The following is a 19,548-nucleotide window of genomic DNA, read 5'->3' on the forward strand; positions in this document are numbered from 1 at the left end:
TTTGGAGAATGCCTGATCTCAACTGCCTTACACTACTATTTGAAAAGGAGATATCTACTAACTAAATCTGTTCTTCTCGTTAAACTATTATCAAGTAGGGTGGATTTTAAAAATAAGCTTAGTTACTTAGCACACATGATGCAGAGCAAGTCTATTGAAAAGGAGAAATTCCGCTGGTGGCACCTTCCCAAATTGTTATGGAACAGTGCCGTGGAGTGGAACAAAGACGACGTCTGGCAACTCAGCGCCAGTGTAGCCTATTATGCGATTCTCTCTTTGCCAGGACTGCTGGTCATCGTGATCAATATTATAGGGCAGGTTTACGATCGGGAGATTGCTACCGGTAGGCTCACCACGCAATTGTCTGATATGATAGGCTACGACAGCGCAGACGAGCTGACCAAACTGCTTCAAAACGCTCGTACCGACGATGAAGGCTGGATCACTAATCTTATAGGAATCGCCACGCTTATTTTTGCCGCTACCGGAGTGTTTTACCAGCTACAAATGGCGCTCAATAAGATCTGGAAGCTCAAGATCAATCCCAAAACACCCTGGTGGAAAATCCTGACCGACCGTGCAAAAAGTTTCGGTTTTATACTCGTGATCGGGTTTTTGAGTATCATCAGTTTTGTTGCCAGTACGGTGATAGGTATCTTGCAGGACTGGATCACAGAAAATTTTGCTGATTATCTAGGCAGCGTGGCAATGGCGGTGAACTTCTTGTTATCGCTCTCGATCATCTCGTTTCTGTTTGGACTTATGTTCCGTTTCTTGCCAGATGCGCGCGTGGACAAGAAACACATCTGGCCGGGTGCGTTGCTGACCGGGATTTTGTTTGAAGTCGGGAAGTTGCTCATGGGTATCTATTTTTCCCATTCTTCTCCCGGGAGTGCTTATGGTGCCGCGGGCATCGTGGTGCTGATCTTGCTGTGGGTTTCCTACTCGTGCTTGATTCTGTTTTTTGGCGCAGAGTTCATCAAAATTTATACAGATCGCTATGGAAAGGGCATTATCCCCAACTCTAAGGCGCTCAAATTCAGAGAAGAATATGTGGTTGTGGACAAAGGAGTAGAGGTCACGGATGAGGATTTAGACGAGATCGATCGATCAGATGACACAAAATTGGTTAGAGATCGCCATGACCACTAGCACGGTGTAATTTGAGCTTTACTTAATAAAAATATTGAAGTGGTTTGTGGAGTTCCCGCTTTCGCGAAAGCGTAACAACTTAACATCTTATCATCTTATCATCACTTTTCAGGCTTGTCAGTAAAATAGAATCAATACAAAGAGTGGGTTTTTAAAATTCCTTTAATAATTGAGTAAGCTTAAAGTAGTAAATTCAAAAGAAAAATGAGCGAGGAAAATCTACACCAGCGACGAGCACACGAGAAGTACCTTGAGATGGCGCGCGGGATTCCCGTAGCCATGATGCTTACAGGCCTGAGACAGAAACCTGTACACTCGATTCCCATGACTCCCAAAAGGGTGCAGGACGATGGTGAGATTCTGTTTATAAGCAATTCTACGAGTGAAAATAATGCTAATTTGCTCTCAGACTCAGACTGCCAGCTCATTTTTGGGGACGTGCGGTCCAAAGAATTTATGAATGTATACGGGAGTGCTTACATAAGTTCAGATCAAGAGTTGATCGATGACTTATGGAGCAATTTGGACAATAATTGGTTTGAAGGTAAGAATGATCCCAGTATCACGGTGATTAGATTTCGGCCGCGTTATGGCAACTACTGGGATACGAAAACCAATGCACTGGTCACCATGGCAAAACTGGGCTACACCGCAATTACAGGAAATGAAACCGAGATAGGGGTGAAGGGCACCCTTCAATTTAACTACCAGAAAAACTGAACTATGAATATTTTTGAAGCCTTGCGCGCAGACCATGAGATCCAGAGAGAACTGATCAAGAAACTTGTGGACACTTCTGGAGATACGGATCACCGTAAAAACCTTTTTGAGTCGCTTAAAAAAGAACTCGCCATCCATGCCGATGCGGAGGAGCGCCACTTTTACATCCCACTGATCGAGTCTGATCTTACCCAAGAAAAAGCCCGCCACAGCATTGCTGAACATCATGAAATGGACGAGCTGGTAGAGAAACTAGAAGAAACTGACATGAGCAGCAGCGCGTGGCTCACTTACATGAAAGAACTGGCGCACAAGGTGGAACACCATCTCGACGAAGAAGAACAAGAGGTTTTTCAAATGGCTGGAAAAGCGCTCACTCAAAAAGAAAAAGACAATCTAGCAGATACGTACAAAAAGGAAATGTCTGAGAGTAGGAGCGCTTAAGTCTCATCTTTCTCAAATTACGGTTGAAGAAATTAAAAATTAAAAAAGCTGGTAAACAATTTAAAATTGTTTACCAGCTTTATTTTATATTAATTATTTTCCTATTTAGTGCGCAGCGTCATCGCGCTCTAAATTAGTTTTTCTGTCGCCACCTTGACTGTGTAGTTTGTTTTCTTCGTCGTTGAGTCCGTTAATGCCGTTACCGTTTTGGGCTGCTGTTCTGCCCGGAATGTCGAGATCTTTTCCCTTAAAATCGACCGGTCTTTCTCTGTCGGTTAACTGGGTGTCATTCCCCCCATCGTGGTGAATATGCTTGTTGTCATCTCTAAGCATTTTCTTATCCTCCTCTGTGATTTCAGGATTGTAGGGTAAGTCTTTCTTAGATTTATTCGCGTCCGTTTTCATAAAATTTGTTTTCCTTAAAAATACAGGACAAGTGAATGAAATTGTGTTTAATAAACACTAAAAAAAGCAGATATTCACCAACAACATAATCGAATTTCTGAGAGTTTAAAGTCACTTTGACAAACATGATTAAGGGGTTGCAAGATGAGTTTGATTATATAGTAAGGAAGTTAGAAAGGTAAAATGGTAAAACAAACTCTCATTTGTTATAAATTTCTTGTTGTCAATGATTTATAACAACATAGCTTTCCTCTTTACAACTAATGAATTAATCATAAATACGTGATTCTAAATCCATTCTTTGATGCAGGATTCTAATCACCTCAATTCCTTCTATTTTAGAATTGATTTTATAAAATATGAAATGAGATTTTATCCTTGAACGGAAGTATTCTTTCTTGATTTGGCTGTAATCTTCACCATGTTCTGGATATTCTGCTAGGTATTCAATTTCATCCAATATGAGATTAAAATAACGATCGGCTTGTTCCAAGAGACCAATTCTTAAAAGAATATAGCCAAATATCCTCTAAATCCCGATGAGCTTCTTGACTGATTTTATAAATCATTATTCAGTCAAGTGTTTTTCATGCAGGTTTTTTAAAAGATCATTTCTATCAAAGTTTTCTTCAAAACCAGATTTCTCACCTTTTTTAAGCTCTTTTATGAGTTCAGCTTTTTTTGATTCTTGATGCTCAAACATTCTTAATGCCTCCCTCACAACTTCACTTGCTGATGATATTTTCCGCTCTTAATTTGACGACTGATAAAACTATCCAAGTAATCTCCGAGTAAAATGGATGTGTTTTTAGCCATGATCAATTTTTTGTTTAAACATACCAAGACTTGGTATGCGGTCAAAATTATACCATTTTGGAAATTAATCTATTCCTCTTGAAGCTAAATCCTCAAAATCTAGTGTAGGCTTGGAATTCTTACCACTCGGAAACTCAAAAATCTCCAGATCAAAATAAGGAACTGCAGCAATCACATGATCAAAGATATCAGCCATGATGTATTCATAGTTTGCCCAGCGTTTGTCTGCGCTGAAGGCGTAGATCTCGATAGGTAATCCTTGCGAAGTAGGAGCGAGCTGGCGCACCATGATCATCATATCTTTATTGATGCCAGAATGGTTCTCGATATAGCTCTGAACGTATTTCCTAAACAAACCGAGGTTGGTCAAATTACGACCATTCAACAACATGGTTTTATCCACGTTTAGACTCTGATTATGCTTGTCGATATCGCCCTGACGGTGGTCGATATAGCTTTGAAGCAATTCGATTTTTTTGAAGTTTTTCAATTCTTCTTTTCGCAGGTATTTAACGCTGTCCATTTTTACATTGAGTGACCGCTTGATGCGTCTGCCATCTGAATCGGTCATGCCGCGCCAGTTTTTGAAACTGTCTGAGATCAGTGCATAGGTAGGAATGGTGGTGATGGTCTTGTCAAAGTTCTGAACTTTCACAGTGGAAAGATTGATTTCAATCACATCACCATCAGCGCCATATTTTTCAAACGTAACCCAATCACCGATGCGCACGATGTCGTTGATCGACACTTGAATGCTCGCCACAAAACCGAGGATGGAATCTTTAAAGATCAATAGAATAATCGCCGAGGCTGCACCAATCGTAGTGATAAATTCCACAAACTCAATCCCGGTAATAATCGCAAACGCCGACAGCAATCCAAGGATCCAGGCAAAAATCATGATCACCTGAATGTAGCTATCTATGGGTTTGTCCTTGAAATTGGGAAGGGTCTTAAAATAGTCGTTGAGTGTATGCAAGAGCGACCTTACTATGTTGAGTATTAAAATAATCCCCAACACCTGCAGAGTATTCTCAACCATGTTTCTCCCATATGGGAAGTCGATAAATACGGCTGGGGCAAACTCATACAAAAAGAGTAGCGGTATGATATGCGCCAGATTACGCGGCACTTTGTTAGCGACCAGTAAGTCATCAAAGTTGGTTTTTGAAGCCTTGGCAAGCTGATTGAAAATCTGAATGATCACCCGCCTGCTCACAAAATCAATGACAATCGCGAGAATGATTAAAGCTATGAGCAATACGGCAATGTTCAAATAAGCAGCCGTCGTTTCATTAAAGCCTTGGTCAAGTAAGTAATCGTATATGATGTGTTCGAGCTTGGACATAAAAAATACTTTTGCGGTACAAACCTAGTTATAATGACATTTTGCACCTAAATATTCTTGGATTTAGGTGTGGAATAAGATTCAACGCGTAACAAAATACGAAATCTCAATTCCCTCGGCATCACTGTCCTCATACACTTTGTGTATAGGCTATGTTGTAGATATAATTATTTAAGAATCAATTATCTGGATTTTGTTGTATCTGTATATTTCAATTCAATCGTTTGAGTGATTTGTTCTGGTTAGATTTGGATATGATAAAAAATTTACAACTCAACGGACTCAAGTTAACTCTGATTTATGTCGCTGTTTTTGTTTTCGCTTTAAGCGAAAATCAAACCTTTGCTCAAGTAGCTGTAGGAAATGGAAGTTATACAACAAATCACCCAGGAGCTGATGCTGCCGGACGTAACGGCTTCCCTTCAGGCACACCACAATTGAGCGGTAATGCTGCTGGCAAACCTGTTCCTACAAATGACTGGTGGTCTACTCTGATCAAGCAAAATCATGCGGATAATCTTTTTAATTATCCCATGACCATGAAAACAACGAATCAAGGACTGATCGTCACTTATATACCGTGGGGTCCTATAGGAGATTCTTCACCTATTCAAGTGGGTCTGCAAGGTATGAATGCTTCTCAAGCTACGGTTGCTGACTATTCAGACTGGACGGTTACCATGAACTGGAACGATGGAACGCACGATCTAAAGGCAACCAGCGGTATAGGAATGCCATTTATCTATTTTGAAAAGGGGAGTAGCGACTTGCTGGAAATCAGAATCACTTCGGGTACAACCACTATTAATAATGAGAAGGTACTTGTTGAAAACGCTAGGAGTGGAGCCGATTTTGTCATTTACGCCCCAGTAGGAAGCACCTGGACGCAAACCGGTACTACATTTTCTTCCACGCTCAATGGTGAAGATTATTGGTCCATGGCGATGCTTCCACAAAGTACTTCAAATGTAAGTACGATGGCAGATGAATATGAGAAATATGCCTATGTTTTTCCTACGGATACACAAGTCAATTGGAATTATGACCCAGCGACTTCAAACGTGACATCCACGTTTACCGTGACCACAGATATAAAAGAAGGAACGGAGAGTAACGTACTCTTAGGACTCTTGCCTCACCAGTGGGCCAACCTGTCCAGCGGTTCTCCCACGCCTGATGAAGAAGAATACAGCACAGTTAGAGGAACTTTAAAAACACTTGACGGAAACAGGTTTACCGTTCAGAATTCGTTTAAAGGGATTTTACCGACTTTACCCAATTTAGGTCACTACAGTTCTAGTTTCAGTCCAGCAGTACTTGATCAGAAAATTACGAATATCGAGAACGATCAATTGGCTTCCTGGACGGATTCGTATAACGAGGGTCAAGTCATGAATCGTTTGATCCAGACCGCCCGTATCGCAGATCAAACCGGTAATATTGAAGCGCGGGACAAAATGATCGCAACGATCAAAGAACGTCTGGAAGACTGGTTGACTTATGAAAATGGCGAAGTTGCCTTTTTATTCTATTACAATGATATTTGGTCTGCGCTGATAGGCTATCCAGCGGGTCACGGCCAGGACACTAATCTCAACGACCACCATTTCCACTGGGGTTATTTTATTCATGCAGCAGCCTTTATGGAACAATTTGAGCCGGGCTGGGCTGCGCAATATGGAGACATGATCAATGTTTTGATACGTGATGCTGCTTCTTCTGACCGCAATGATCCACAATTTCCGTTTCTGAGAAACTTCAGTCCTTATGCCGGACACAGTTGGGCTAATGGTTTTGCAAGTTTCCCCCATGGAAATGACCAAGAGTCTACCTCAGAAAGTATGCAGTTTGCCTCATCACTTATTCATTGGGGAACGGTTACGGAGAACGACGCGATCAGAGACTTGGGCGTTTACATTTATACTACCGAGCAGACCGCTATTGAAGAATACTGGCTGGATGTTCATAATCGCAATTTTCAACCCAACCAGCAATACGGACTGGTTTCTAGGGTTTGGGGAAATAGTTATGACAACGGGACTTTCTGGACTTCAGACATTGCCGCTTCCTACGGTATAGAAATGTACCCCATGCACGGCGGTTCCTTTTATTTAGGACATCATCAAGCCTACGCACAATCCTTATGGACTGAAATCACAAACAATACGGGAGTTCTAAGCAACCAGCCGAATCCTAATTTATGGTATGATACCTACTGGAAATACCTTTCCTTAACTGATCCGCAAGCGGCAGTTGATCTCTACAATGCTTATCCAGATCGAGATTTGAAATTTGGTATTTCTGATGCGCAGACCTACCACTGGTTGCACAGCGTGAACGCCATGGGTGTGATCGATCCCACCATTTCCGCAGATCATCCCATCGCCAGCGCTTTTAACGATAATGGAACCATAACTTACGTCGCACACAATTATTCTGACACGGCGATCAACGTGACTTTCTCAAATGGTTTTGTACTCGTGGTTCCTGCAAATACCTTGGCTACCAATCGCGATGTAGCTATTGATGGAGTCCTAAGCGCTCAAGATTATGATTTACATGAAAATGACGACTTGGACTTAAATGTTGCAACGACGGGTCAAAACATCAGTCTGGTGGAGTTTTACTTGGATGATACTTTGGTAGGGCAGAGCGCCACAGCACCATATGATCTCACTTTACCTAGTATGCCGTTAGGAGTTTTTACGCTTTACGCGAAAGTGTACCAAGGAAGTGCTTTTAACATAACAAACGTCATAAGTGTACAAGTAGGAGACCAGCTGCCCTACAATGGTTCGCCAACAGTTATTCCAGGTACCTTGCAAGGAGCGCATTACGATATTTTTGAAGGAGGATTGGGCCAAAACATTGCCTATTTTGATGCTTCAGCAAATAATGAAGGAGGATTCAGACCTAACGAATATGTAGATGCGGTTTCCGTAAACAATGAAGGAGATACAGTAGGCTGGATCTCAGCAGGAGAGTGGATGGAGTATACGGTTGATGTTCAAACGACCGGTTGTTATGATCTAGACATGCGTTATGCTTCTGGAAACAATGCCGGTGGTGGGCCGTTCCATTTTGAAATAGATGGTCAGCAGGTGAGTCCTAATATTGCTGTTAATGCCACAGGCGATTGGAATACATGGTCTACGCATACCAGCACGATCAATTTGACTCAAGGTATTCATGTGTTGCGATTCTACGCTCAAAACGGAGAATTTAATTTTGGCGAGATGACGTTTAGTTTTAATTCGTCAGGCTGTGCGCCGCCACAAAGTATTGGATTACCGTTTGATTTTGAAACAACTCCTGTATCATCAGACTTTGTAGATTTTGATGGAGGAACCGGGTCGGTGATTCCTCTTACCTCTCCGCAAGCTACTGGCAACAATAGTTCAAACGCCGCCATGATCGTAAGAGATGGTGGTATGCCGTGGGCTGGATCGTATTTGGATCTCGGCGGAACGCTCGATTTTGCTGCAAGCGGCGAACTTCTAGCTCTAAAGCTTTGGACAGATGCACCGGCAGGAACGGTGATACGCATGAAACTGGAACAGCAATCCAATCCCAGCAACTTTGCCGAAAGAGACTACACAACACTCAGCTCAGGTACCTGGGAAAATGTGTACTGGGATTTTGGCTCATTGAACAATACGGTTTACGATCGACTGGTCTTCATGTTTGATTTTGGCAACACGGGCGACGGCAGCAATACATCAACCTTTATTTTTGACGATGTGGAGCAAACCACCACCTTATCAGCGGGTCAGATTGACACGGATAGCGGTTTAAAGATATACCCCAATCCAGTGAGTGATGTTTTGAATATCTATGCTGGAGCTGACGAAGTAAGTAAAGTAGAAGTGTATAATTTGATTGGTCAGCGCGTACTGGAACAACAAAAAAACACAAATCAGATCAACCTCGCATCACTTAATGAAGGGCTTTACATCATAAAAATCACCATAGGTGACGAAGTGGTTTTAAGGAAGGTGGTTAAGGAGTAGGGGAAAAGTTTTGTAGAGCCTCACAAAATGTATTCTCATCGATAATTGTAAGGTCTCGTTTGATCACTGTTTTAATAATGAATAGATTTGTTTAAAATCCATGTTTTGAAGCAGAACATCAAATTAACGGTTGATGCGGTAGTTTTCGGTTATGAGAACGGAAAGGTATATCTACTTCTCATCAACCGTAAATATGAACCTTTCAAAAATCAATGGGCTTTACCAGGAGGTTACGTCAAAGATGATGAAAACCTTGAAGAAGCTGTGGCACGAGAACTCAAGGAAGAGTCTGGAGTTGAGATTAATTTCTTAGAACAATTATACACCTTTGGTGCAGTAGATCGAGATCCCAGAGGTAGGGTAGTGAGTATTTCCTATTACGGACTAGTGCGACCCGATAAATTTCAGATATCTGCCGCAACTGATGCAAAAGATGTTAAGTGGTTCCCCTTAAATGAAATCCCTCAAGTCAGCTTTGATCACGAAAGAATTATAGAAAGCGGCATTATAAGGCTACGCTCTAAAATCAAATACGAACCCATAGGCTTTGAGTTGCTAGACGCTAAATTCCCGTTTTCTGATTTAGAAAAATTGTATAGTGCGCTGTTAGGTGAACCCGTAGATCGCAGGAACTTTAGAAAAAAAATAAAGGAGTTGAACGTTCTGGATGAACTAGACGATACATTATCCACTGGCCCTGGAAGACCAGCCAGGTTATTTAAATTCAATAAGAAACGTTTTTTTCAACTTAAGAAAGAAGGCGTTCATTTCGAGCTGTAAATTAGTTTGTGTTAAAAATACACAATTAGTCGTTAGGAATAATTCAGCTCTATTATATTTGCGTAATACAAACACAAATTATGAATGCATTATTTCTCACAGATGGTTACAAAACAGGGCATCACCAGCAATATCCGGTAAACACAACCGAAGTTTATAGCAATTGGACACCACGATCCAATAGACATGCTCCAGCAGGAATCGAGAAAGTCGTTTCTTTTGGTCAGCAATATGTAATTCAGTGGATTCATGACTACTTCAAAAAGAATTTCTTTGATCTTGAAAAAGATATTGTTTGCGATGAATTAGAGCAGGAATTATCTCAATATTTAGGGGCACCCTACGATGTTAGCCATTTTGCCGCGTTACATGATTTAGGATATTTACCTATTCAGGTTAAATCGCTACCAGAAGGAGTAGAGGTACCTATGAGAGTTCCTATACTAACCGTAGTGAACACTCTCCCAGAATTCTACTGGATTACAAACTTCTTGGAGACCATACTCTCTACGATGTTATGGCAACCTATGACGTCAGCCAGCATAGCTCTTCAATATCGCAGAATACTCACTAAATATGCTAAGCTTACCGATAGCGCAAATGTGGACATTGTCGATTTTCAAGGTCATGATTTTTCTATGAGGGGAATGGGAGGTCTTCAAGCAGCGGTATTATCTGGTATAGGGCACGCAGCAGTATTTAAAGGCTCGGACACATTACCGATTATCCAGTCTCTACGCAAATATTATGATGCTAGTGATTTTGTTGTAGGCTCGGTAAATGCAACTGAGCACAGTGTGATGTGTGCAGGAACTCATGAAGATGAATTGCAGACATTTGCTAGGCTCCTAAATCTTTATCCTAGCGGTATCTTGTCTATAGTAAGTGACACCTGGGATTTATGGAAAGTTCTGACAGAATATCTGCCTCAATTAAAACAAGAAATCCTAAATCGTGATGGCAAAGTTGTCATACGTCCAGATAGTGGTGATCCAGTGGATATAATTTGTGGGACTTCGCTTTCGCGAAAGCGTAATACTCCACAAGAAAAAGGAGTTATAGAACTGCTTTGGGAGACTTTTGGGGGACATGTAAACCGAGAAGGCTATAAAGTTCTGGATCAGCATATAGGCGCTATTTATGGAGATAGTATAACGATAGAACGAGCCGAAGCTATTTGCGAAAGACTGGAAAAGCAAGGCTTTGCATCAACAAATGTCGTGTTTGGTGTTGGCTCATTTACGTATCAGTTCAAGACACGTGATACTTTTGGTTTTGCAATGAAAGCAACGTCAGTAGTGGTCAAAGGTGAACGAAGAGAAATTTACAAAAACCCAGTAACGGATGATGGTGTAAAAAAATCAGCTAGAGGTTTGTTAAAGGTGATCCGTAAAAACGATGTGTTTGAAGTGATAGATCAAGTAAGCGAAAAAGAAGAAAAAACGGGTGAATTAAAAACAATTTATGTAAACGGTAGATTTGAAAAACGGATACAGTTTGAAACCATAAGAGAACGACTTAAAAATTTAGTGTGATGGAACGAGCTATTTTTAAAACAAAAAGATTCAAAGACGGACAAGTCAGTGCTGCAATTGAACAAATGGGTGATTTGCACGTCAAAATTCGCGGGAATACCTATGAAGAGCTTTTTGAGGCGGCTGCGATTAAAGAAGCGTTTGATAGCCTCAATACAATCACAAGGTATTCTTCTAAACTCACGATATATTGTCTTATAGGTCAGCGTTCAGATCGTCGGTTTGAGGATAATCAATCCTTTGATTTAAAGATGATTAGTAATTTCGTTAACCTTATGAATTATGATCAGGTGGAATTGTTGCATCCACATAGTTCGGTTGCTGTAGCGCTAATAAACAACAGTAAAGAAATAAGCCCAGATAAATATGTAGAAAAGGCTTTCAATTCCTTGGGAAATCCTGTTTTGATAAGTCCTGACGCCGGAGCTTATAAAAACACCTTCAATTTAGCAGAAAAATTGAATGCCAGATTAATTGCCTCAAATAAGATCAGAATTGATGGCGAGCCTAAAATTGAAATTTACGGCAATGTAGATGGCTTAAAATGTTTGATAGTCGATGATATTGCAGACGGAGGTCGTACGTTTATAGAATTAGCTAAAAAGTTGAAATCTTGTGGCGCCGCAAAAGTTTATCTATATGTTACACATGGAATGTTTAATTACGGCTTTGAGGAATTGAAAAATCAAATAGATCACATTTACTGCACGAATAGCTTCAAAGACATTACAAATCATGAATTCGTAACACAATACGAAAACTAATAAACTGAATCGATTGTCTCATAATATATATTATGTCAAATAGAATATTTCAAATGCCACTATTCTAGTACCAATTCCAGATCATTGATGTATTTGCACAAATATTCAGAGAGTTCATACACATCATACTGATAACCATCCATGGCTACCAAACTCATGTGTGCAACTCGATTCCTATAATCTGCACTCCCAAAATATTTGAATTCACTCACGTCTAAGTTACCGTGAGTCACCAGCTTGTAATACCAGTCGTAATTTGATTTGATGTGTTCTAGATTGGCCAACAATTCCTCCACGATGATTTTTTCGCTCATTTCCAATTTTTCGTGAGAATAAACATATTGGATTTCGATTTTATCCAGAATCTCGTTGAAATCTGTTTTGGTATAGTTGCGCTGTTTGAGTAATTCTAGTGTTTTGGTCTCAAGATGTAGAATTTTGAATCCAGTGGTTATGAGAAAAGGTCCGCGTTGCAATTTGCGGATATTCTCATTTTCATTTAATTCTCGGTCCGTTAGGAACAAATCGTAGATTTCCTCCTCGCCTTCCATGTATTCTAGTTGATCTTCGACCTGATAGAGATCTCGTTTCATTTGTTTTAAAACCGCTTTGGCAATGATCTCTTGCTCATTTTTTTTGATGCGGTTTTCGTTCCAGTCATTGATACCCAAAGCAATCAAAATTCCTATAACGACAAGGATAATTTCGCCCAGAGCGTAAACCACATACTTTTTAAAGCCTTTCATGGACTCTGATTCTATCAAATGACGCCGGTATTTTCGAAATAATTTCAATAACCACGGTATAGATGAAACACCATACTAAGTTACAGCTTTATACGGACTTTTAGAACAAATGCTTTCCCGTTGTCCTACAGGCGTTTGTCCAAAGGAAAAATGCCTAGCAATAATGATCTATTTATCGTTTTCAACCGACATCATACAACTCTTAATTTTCATCACTTGCTGTATCTAATACAGCCCTAAAACTACCGTCATATTGCATGTTAGTTTTCTTAGTGCTTATGATCAGTGCACGCACATTGTACTTGCTGTAAATATCCATGCGCACATCAAAATAATCGTTCTCTGAATTGGACACACCATAAGTCACGGTGACTTTTTCTCCTTGACGTAAAACCTTGTAATCTTTCATCGTGGCTTGATAAAACTCGATACCTACGTTTTCAGTACCGCCATAACTACCACCCACTCTGCGCTCGCCAAAAAATGGTAGATCTGCCGTGCTGGTTTCTCCGTCTACGGTGAGTTTTGCTCCGTCTCCTGCGATGTCTATACGGCCTGCGCTATTACCATTTTGAATTAAAAAAGAATTAAGCACCTGCTGGCTTGCCGCTGTGTTTTGGGGATACGCCGTATTGAATTCAACCACAAAATTGCGTTCGTTTGCCAAATTCTCGATTTTATTGAGCGTATCAGCCGTTACTAGCGGATCTTTACTGCTACTACAAGCGGCCACCATTCCAAATATAATTAGGGCACTTAGGAATTTCAATTTACTCATTTCAATGCTTTTCAGGTAAAAATATATTTCCTATGCAAAATGCTCTGACAAAGAAATGGTAATTTATGAGCGCAATGCGCTTCGAGCTCTGCGCGCTGAGCTTTAAGCTTTAGCAGCATACTTGACAGCACAAAGATTGAGTTCACAACCTCACCGACTCACAACTCACAGACTCACAGACTCACAAACTCACAAACTCACAAACTCAAAAACTCACAATCTCATCGCTTCAAGGTGAAATGCCCTGAAATCTCTTGGTCGGCATAATACAGTTTGAACCAGTAATCGCTACTGGGTAAAGGCTCGTTATTAAACGTACCATTCCAGCCTTCAACTTCTGGATTGTTGAGTACGCGCAACAGCTTCCCGTAACGATCAAAGATCTCAATGCGTGAACCCGGAAAATTTTCTAGCCCGCTGATGCTCCAGCGATCGTTGAAACCGTCCTCATTGGGACTGAAAAATAGGTTGACTTTGACTCTAAACAGATTATCCGTGACGGTATCACAACCTCGAGAGTTTCTCACAAAAGCATTGATCTCCAAAAGATTATTGACGTCAAAATGATTGGATTCTTGAAAATTGATCCCATCGATACTATATTCAAAATCGGGATTTTGGGAAACCGTGATGATTTCCAGCTCCTCCTCTCCTATTAATCTTAATTCTTGGATCTCTGGCACTGGCGTTACAATGACTTCAAAAACAGCGATGGTTTCACAACCTTCTGGAGTCGTGACGATACATTCATAAGTTCCTGCTGTATCAACCTCGATGGCTTGCGTCATGGCACCGTTATCCCATTCATAAGTCGCTGGCGATACGGGAACTTCAAGTCGCGCTGTCTCTCCAGAACAGATAAAAATTTCCTCTCGTGGAATATCTGGTGCTCTTGCAGCGACTATTTCAATTTCTACTCGATTGTTGCTTATACAGTTTGCAGCAGTGGTTCTCGCTTCTACATAGTAAAATCCTGGGGTGCTGCTTGTAAAAGTCTCTTGATCAGAAACCAGTAGGTTGCCAGCGGTGGGCGCATCGTACCAATTAAATATGACTCCATTCACGGGCTGTACGGCAAGTTCTACCTCCTCACCGTCGCAACTTGTAACGCTGTCGTCAAGAGCAACGGGAGTAGAAACCTCGTCTACTTCAAAAGTGTAGATGTCAGAGAAATTAACGCACTGGCTGTTAGATAAATTCACGGCATCTTCAGCAATCTTCACCCTAAATTGTGTATCTGCATTTAAAAGCTGTGTGGTATGACTAGCTCCATTTGCGCCAGGGATGTCGGTAAAATTGGCTCCGTTATCCGTACTACTTTGCCATTGATATTCTGCGCTACTAAAAACATTTGTGGTCGTTGTTGCGTCCAGGGTTACGCTTACGGGTAAGTCTTCTTCACACACTATGGTTTCTTCAGATCCATTGCTCACTACATTAATAGCATCACCACAGGGCCTGAACTGAATATCATCGATGGCGAGATCGTTACCACAACCACCGTCTCCGGCATTGATAAGTTTAAGAATACATTCATTCTGTCCTGGTTCTGAGGTAAATGTCAAGCCGTATTGAATCCAAGTGGGATTTGTTTCTCCACCTCTGGGATTCATAGTTCCATCTGCTAGTAAAACCGTGTCAGTCGCATCCCAAATTTGGAATCTAACTTGTATGGGAATCCCAACACCTGGACATGCATTTGAATTAGGATTGTAGACATTAAACACCCATGCACTAAACTCATAAGGCGTGTTTTCACAGAGGCCTGGTATGGAAGTCTGGTAGAAAATGCCGGCGTTGAATGCTGCATTTACGATCAGCATTCTACCGTTAGAATTGCCCGTGTGGTCTGGTCTGTTCCAAAAAGAACCTAATTGCCCCATGTTATTGGATATTGTGTACTGACCGTCCTCAGGAGCGCTGTTTACATAGGTATAATTTGTAACTGTAGTCGGTAGAGCTGGTCCGTTTGTGGTCCCTGCTCCGAAGTCTTCGCTAAAGATGATGTCTCCAGATTCTCCAGAGCAAAATCCCAGTTGCGCTTTCGCGAAAGCGAAAAACATAATAAACACCACCGACCACAAAGATCTTGACACAAATATCATTTTCATACACGTTCAAATATAAGGGCTGAATCGACAATTCAATGATTTGTATGTGCCATTAAAGACTATGTTGAGTTCATGTAGCCCTGATAGTCCAAATGTGCAAAACAAAAATTGATGTAAAAAGCATTTAAAGTCTTATTAAAGAGAACTGCCAGCATTTCCTACCGCTGTATCTTTATTGAAAACTAGAAATTATATGGAAGTAGTATTCAATTATCAACACGTTACTGGAAGCACAGAACTTGAGGCTTATACTAAAGAGAAACTTCAAACGATTTTTGATCGATACGATTGGGTAACTCGCGCAGATGTTTTTTTCAGGTTAGAAAATACCTCTTCTAGAGAGACTGGTATGATTGCAAACATAAGATTAAGCGCACCTGGACCACGACTATTTGCTGAAGAGTCACACGATACATTTAAGGAAAGTGTTGCAAAAGCTGTAGACCAGCTTAAGACACAATGTGAAAAACGCAAAGCAAGCCTTATAGATCATGCCTGATAATAACCACATTTCACTAGCCACAAGTGACAGACAACTGGTCTTGATCTTCAACTCTGACATCAAAAACCACAGAGAAATAAGAGCCTACGCTGAAAGTGCCGGTAAAGATTTACTTGCCATAGATATCAGCAAAACTAAGGTGGCTGGAACCGTTTGGACAGAAATCGCAGATCTTTTAGAGATACGTGTTCTGGATATCGTGAAATCAGAGCACGCTACATTTATAGAAAAATATGGTGCAGACCACCAAGTGGATTGCGATGGAGCCATCAAATTTTTACAGAACGACCCTGAGATGCTCATTTATCCTATTGCTATAAAAGGAGATAAGGCTAAGGAAGTTCAAATTTATGGTCACATGCAAGATTTTTTTGGACCGGACACTGCTGCGGTTAATATTCCGTAGTTAAATAGCATTAATTTTGTAAGCTGTATTTTGAGTGGGTGGTTAACCACCGTAAAACTGGAAATACAGCTTTTTTTATTTTGAATTGACTAAAAGCTCTCAGAGCATACCGATTTTATGATAATCTGGATCGTTTTTATAGCCCTTGTGGCCTTCTTTCTATTTCTGGACTTGTTTGTTTTCAACAAGAAAGCTCACGTGATCGATACAAAAGAGGCTTCAAAATTTACCGCTTTGTGGGTAGGAATCGCACTAGCATTTACTGGTGCGGTTTATTATATCTACGGTCAGGAGTTTATCGCTAATCCGGATGGGCTTTCCCCTACTAATGCTGCCATTAAGTACATCACGGGTTATTTGATCGAGTTATCCTTGAGCATCGATAACATTTTTGTAATTGCGGTGATTTTCAAATCATTTGCCATACCGCTCAAGTATCAACACCGCGTATTGTTTTGGGGTATCGTGGGTGCCATCGTGTTCAGGGCATTGATGATTTTCTTTGGGGTAGCATTGATCAGCCAGGTAAGCTGGATGACTTATGTTTTTGGAGCATTTTTACTCTACACGGCCTTCAAGATGCTGCGCAGTCATGATGAAGAGTTTGATCCACAAAATTCTAAGATCTATAAATGGAGCCGTAAGTTTTTCCCGGTGACCGATCAATTGCACGGGCAAAAACTCTTCATTACCAAAATGGGGAAACGTATTGCCACTCCCCTTTTTCTAGCGCTCGTAGTTATTGAACTTACTGATGTTCTGTTTGCTTTAGATAGCATTCCTGCCATACTCGCCATAACCGCTGATCCATTCTTAGTTTTTGCTAGCAACATACTAGCGATCATGGGGTTACGTAGTATGTATTTTTTCTTGTCCAACTTGCTGGATAAATTCCAGTACATCCATTACAGTCTGGTAGCGATACTGACTTTTGTAGGTATCAAAATGATATTAGTACATCACTACCATTTCCCAGAATGGGTATCACTGGGAGTCATTTTTGTTGCTTTACTTGTGGGCGCTTTACTATCGCTTGCCAAGAAAACGACTCCAGAAGAGAAAAAAGAACAAGAGGAGTCTTTGAATACTGAGAAGAAGCTTTGATGTATACTAAATGGTTGCCGTGAGTTTCAAGATAAAAAACTCTATTTAGACTTTACTAATCTTTCTTGAACTTCCATATTTAATTGTGCGTGTGCCTTATTAAAGGAAGATTTAAAACTGCTCGTTGCAGCACTGGTGGTATAGATAACGTTATTGATAGTAGCTTTGAGGTCTATTGATTCTTTGACCGAATTTCGTTGGTTGAACTTACGGTAGAGTTTCACATGAATATTACAATCCTTACAATCCTCTCCTAACAGCTCATTTAGCTTTGCTTCTACATAATTCTCAAAGGCATTGTTGTGCGTAACATGGACGTAAGTAAAGTGAATCATATCGTTTTTTCCTACTTACGAGTTGTTTCAGGTCGCAGTTTTCATCAAACTGTTAAAATCTCCGATAAAACACAAAAAAATGCTGTTTATCTGCTCAATCAGATCAATAAACCGCAACATGGCTTGCTGTAATTAAAAATCCTGAAGCAAAACTGCTTCAGGATTTGTGATTTGATTATAAGGTAATTAATGCTGGGATTAATCTATATCGGCGTGCTTTATATAGTTTCCATTGTAGGTAAACTCTTCAATTTTCTTACGGGATCGAGGACCGGTCTCTGCTTCTCTAAGGTCTTCTGGAACATCTTCTAGATCTCCTCCATAATGACCTATGGCAATGGCCGTTGCAACGTGATAAGTTTCAGGAAATTCAAACTCCTTCAAAGCGGCTTTGTAATCTACTCCTGCCATTTGGTGCAATGCAATTCCCATGCTTTGCGCTTGAATCGCCACATTTGCCATAAATTGTCCTAGATCATGTGGTGCATGATAATTATCATCGCCTTTAGGAGTTTTTGTATCGACTATTCCCAGTAAAAGAACTGGAGCATTTTTTGCCCAGTTTTGATTGAATTCTGCAAGGTGGTTAAATATGCGGTCATAAGTCTCACTTCCCTTTACACCCCACACAATGTGCCATGGCTGGAAATTATTGGAACTGGGAGCCCAGCGGCCCGCTTCAAATAGAGTGTTCAAATCTGCCGCTGAAATAGGCGTGTCGGCAAAAGTTCTAGGGCTCCAGCGATTTTTGATTAAATCTAAGATCTCGTGGTCTGTAGGAGTTTCTTTAAGGAGGTTTGTTTTATCACTATTCATATTATAAATGCTTTGTTTTCTCAGTTTTAATTAGATTATTTAAAATTTGATTACGCTTTTCTGGGTTGATATCAAATTGTGGTTTGCCATGTAGGGGTAAAAGGTGTTTAAAATCGACTGATATGGATTTCCAACTCTCTCTCAGTGCTAGATCGCTCTCATCGCTAGTAATAGGTGGTCTTTCAAAGTAGTAATTATCACTCTCATAAGGACTTCCCACCGCACTATCGCCTGTGAATAAAGCACCGCTTGCCCCTGAATAGATCATGACGGAACCACTCGTATGTCCGGGAGTGTGAAACACCGTGAGATCAAATTCTTGTAAAAAATCATGATATCCAGTAATATCTATTGAATTAGTAACAGGACTGTCTAAAGGATGTATGTAAATCTCAGTTCTCAACTCTCGTGCTATATCAGACAGTTCCGTATAAGCCTGACTGATCAAGTTTTTATTAGTTAACAGCAGACCCTTGATGTTGTATCCGCTTTCGCGAAAGCGTACTAACTCACCATGATGTTCCCTATTCACGGTATCAATGAGCACTAAATCTTTTCTATTTTGATGACGGATGGCAAATCCATTACCATAACGGTGCTCGCGCTTAGGAAACTTAAGCAAAAATGTGTCGTGAAGGATCTTCACAGAATCCCCATAAACAGCTGTGCGCAAGGCGTCTAGTCTGCTGAAGGTGTCGAGTTTTTCAACGGTGTCGTGCATGATTTTTGTTTAAAAATAGCTCGATAACTGCTAGAGATTTTCCCAATTAGGATTA

The 19,548-nt window shown here is 40.6% G+C and carries 19 protein-coding genes and 1 pseudogene; 10 read left to right on the plus strand and 10 right to left on the minus strand.

Translation table 11 applies throughout. The features are described 5' to 3' along the window. The first annotated feature begins 135 nt into the window (after positions 1-135). The 3 genes from BST97_RS03180 to BST97_RS03190 all read left to right on the plus strand — a co-directional run bounded on the left by BST97_RS03180 (position 136) and on the right by BST97_RS03190 (position 2,316). On the plus strand, positions 136-1,152 hold the full coding sequence (locus tag BST97_RS03180) for a YihY/virulence factor BrkB family protein (protein ID WP_245833645.1): 1,017 nt from the start codon (positions 136-138) through the stop codon (positions 1,150-1,152). Positions 1,153-1,356: 204 nt separating this feature from the next. Next, positions 1,357-1,872, plus strand: a complete 516-nt coding sequence (locus BST97_RS03185; RefSeq protein WP_085765882.1) for a pyridoxamine 5'-phosphate oxidase family protein — start codon at positions 1,357-1,359, stop codon at positions 1,870-1,872. 3 nt (positions 1,873-1,875) lie between these two features. Then, positions 1,876-2,316 (plus strand): hemerythrin domain-containing protein, encoded by a 441-nt coding sequence (locus tag BST97_RS03190; RefSeq protein ID WP_085765883.1) that lies wholly within the window; start codon positions 1,876-1,878, stop codon positions 2,314-2,316. A gap of 105 nt (positions 2,317-2,421) precedes the next feature. On the opposite strand, the gene BST97_RS03195 is transcribed toward BST97_RS03190, so the two are convergent. The 4 genes and pseudogenes from BST97_RS03195 to BST97_RS03210 form a co-directional block, all read right to left on the minus strand. Next, complete coding sequence (locus tag BST97_RS03195) at positions 2,422-2,721, minus strand: hypothetical protein (RefSeq protein WP_085765884.1); 300 nt, start codon at positions 2,719-2,721, stop codon at positions 2,422-2,424. A 268-nt stretch (positions 2,722-2,989) separates the two neighbouring features. Continuing rightward, positions 2,990-3,214 (minus strand): type II toxin-antitoxin system RelE/ParE family toxin, encoded by a 225-nt coding sequence (locus BST97_RS03200; RefSeq protein ID WP_245833646.1) that lies wholly within the window; start codon positions 3,212-3,214, stop codon positions 2,990-2,992. Between the two features lie 75 nt (positions 3,215-3,289). Beyond that, a pseudogene (locus BST97_RS16365) lies at positions 3,290-3,537 on the minus strand (type II toxin-antitoxin system ParD family antitoxin). Positions 3,538-3,601: 64 nt separating this feature from the next. Next, a complete protein-coding gene (locus BST97_RS03210; RefSeq protein WP_085765885.1) occupies positions 3,602-4,885 on the minus strand; it encodes a mechanosensitive ion channel family protein in 1,284 nt (427 codons plus the stop codon). Positions 4,886-5,139: 254 nt separating this feature from the next. Here BST97_RS03210 and BST97_RS03215 point away from each other — a divergent pair, with 254 nt between their 5' ends. The 4 genes from BST97_RS03215 (at position 5,140) to BST97_RS03230 (ending at position 11,974) form a co-directional block, all read left to right on the plus strand. After that, on the plus strand, positions 5,140-8,895 hold the full coding sequence (locus tag BST97_RS03215) for a glycosyl hydrolase (RefSeq protein ID WP_169711522.1): 3,756 nt from the start codon (positions 5,140-5,142) through the stop codon (positions 8,893-8,895). 105 nt (positions 8,896-9,000) lie between these two features. Further along, positions 9,001-9,675 (plus strand): NUDIX hydrolase, encoded by a 675-nt coding sequence (locus BST97_RS03220; RefSeq protein ID WP_085765886.1) that lies wholly within the window; start codon positions 9,001-9,003, stop codon positions 9,673-9,675. Between the two features lie 80 nt (positions 9,676-9,755). Then, positions 9,756-11,210: a nicotinate phosphoribosyltransferase gene (locus BST97_RS03225; RefSeq protein ID WP_085765887.1), complete on the plus strand. Its 1,455-nt coding sequence runs from the start codon at positions 9,756-9,758 to the stop codon at positions 11,208-11,210. Further along, positions 11,210-11,974: a phosphoribosyltransferase family protein gene (locus BST97_RS03230; RefSeq protein ID WP_085765888.1), complete on the plus strand. Its 765-nt coding sequence runs from the start codon at positions 11,210-11,212 to the stop codon at positions 11,972-11,974. Before BST97_RS03225 ends, BST97_RS03230 begins: the two co-directional genes overlap by 1 nt. 59 nt (positions 11,975-12,033) lie before the next feature. On the opposite strand, the gene BST97_RS03235 is transcribed toward BST97_RS03230, so the two are convergent. From BST97_RS03235 to BST97_RS03245, 3 genes are all read right to left on the minus strand, one after another. Then, positions 12,034-12,720 (minus strand): DUF6090 family protein, encoded by a 687-nt coding sequence (locus BST97_RS03235; RefSeq protein ID WP_085765889.1) that lies wholly within the window; start codon positions 12,718-12,720, stop codon positions 12,034-12,036. 202 nt (positions 12,721-12,922) lie between these two features. Next, positions 12,923-13,498 (minus strand): DUF4251 domain-containing protein, encoded by a 576-nt coding sequence (locus BST97_RS03240; RefSeq protein ID WP_085765890.1) that lies wholly within the window; start codon positions 13,496-13,498, stop codon positions 12,923-12,925. A 221-nt stretch (positions 13,499-13,719) separates the two neighbouring features. Further along, a complete protein-coding gene (locus BST97_RS03245; protein WP_085768140.1) occupies positions 13,720-15,594 on the minus strand; it encodes a T9SS type B sorting domain-containing protein in 1,875 nt (624 codons plus the stop codon). Between the two features lie 208 nt (positions 15,595-15,802). Between BST97_RS03245 and BST97_RS03250 the strand changes: the two genes are divergently transcribed. From BST97_RS03250 to BST97_RS03260, 3 genes are all read left to right on the plus strand, one after another. Further along, positions 15,803-16,108, plus strand: a complete 306-nt coding sequence (locus tag BST97_RS03250) for an HPF/RaiA family ribosome-associated protein (protein ID WP_085765891.1) — start codon at positions 15,803-15,805, stop codon at positions 16,106-16,108. After that, entirely contained in the window at positions 16,101-16,517 is a 417-nt protein-coding gene (locus tag BST97_RS03255; protein WP_085765892.1) for an arsenate reductase family protein, read from the plus strand. Before BST97_RS03250 ends, BST97_RS03255 begins: the two co-directional genes overlap by 8 nt. 117 nt (positions 16,518-16,634) lie before the next feature. Then, complete coding sequence (locus BST97_RS03260) at positions 16,635-17,621, plus strand: TerC family protein (RefSeq protein WP_085765893.1); 987 nt, start codon at positions 16,635-16,637, stop codon at positions 17,619-17,621. A gap of 41 nt (positions 17,622-17,662) precedes the next feature. Here the strand turns inward: BST97_RS03260 and BST97_RS03265 are convergent, their stop codons facing one another. The 3 genes from BST97_RS03265 to BST97_RS03275 form a co-directional block, all read right to left on the minus strand. After that, positions 17,663-17,956: an HPF/RaiA family ribosome-associated protein gene (locus tag BST97_RS03265; protein ID WP_085765894.1), complete on the minus strand. Its 294-nt coding sequence runs from the start codon at positions 17,954-17,956 to the stop codon at positions 17,663-17,665. Between the two features lie 198 nt (positions 17,957-18,154). Next, complete coding sequence (locus BST97_RS03270; RefSeq protein ID WP_085765895.1) at positions 18,155-18,772, minus strand: nitroreductase family protein; 618 nt, start codon at positions 18,770-18,772, stop codon at positions 18,155-18,157. Position 18,773: 1 nt separating this feature from the next. After that, a complete protein-coding gene (locus tag BST97_RS03275) occupies positions 18,774-19,493 on the minus strand; it encodes an MBL fold metallo-hydrolase (protein ID WP_085765896.1) in 720 nt (239 codons plus the stop codon). Positions 19,494-19,548: the final 55 nt, after the last annotated feature.

This window comes from Nonlabens spongiae (genome assembly GCF_002117125.1).
GTDB classification, from domain to species: domain Bacteria; phylum Bacteroidota; class Bacteroidia; order Flavobacteriales; family Flavobacteriaceae; genus Nonlabens; species Nonlabens spongiae.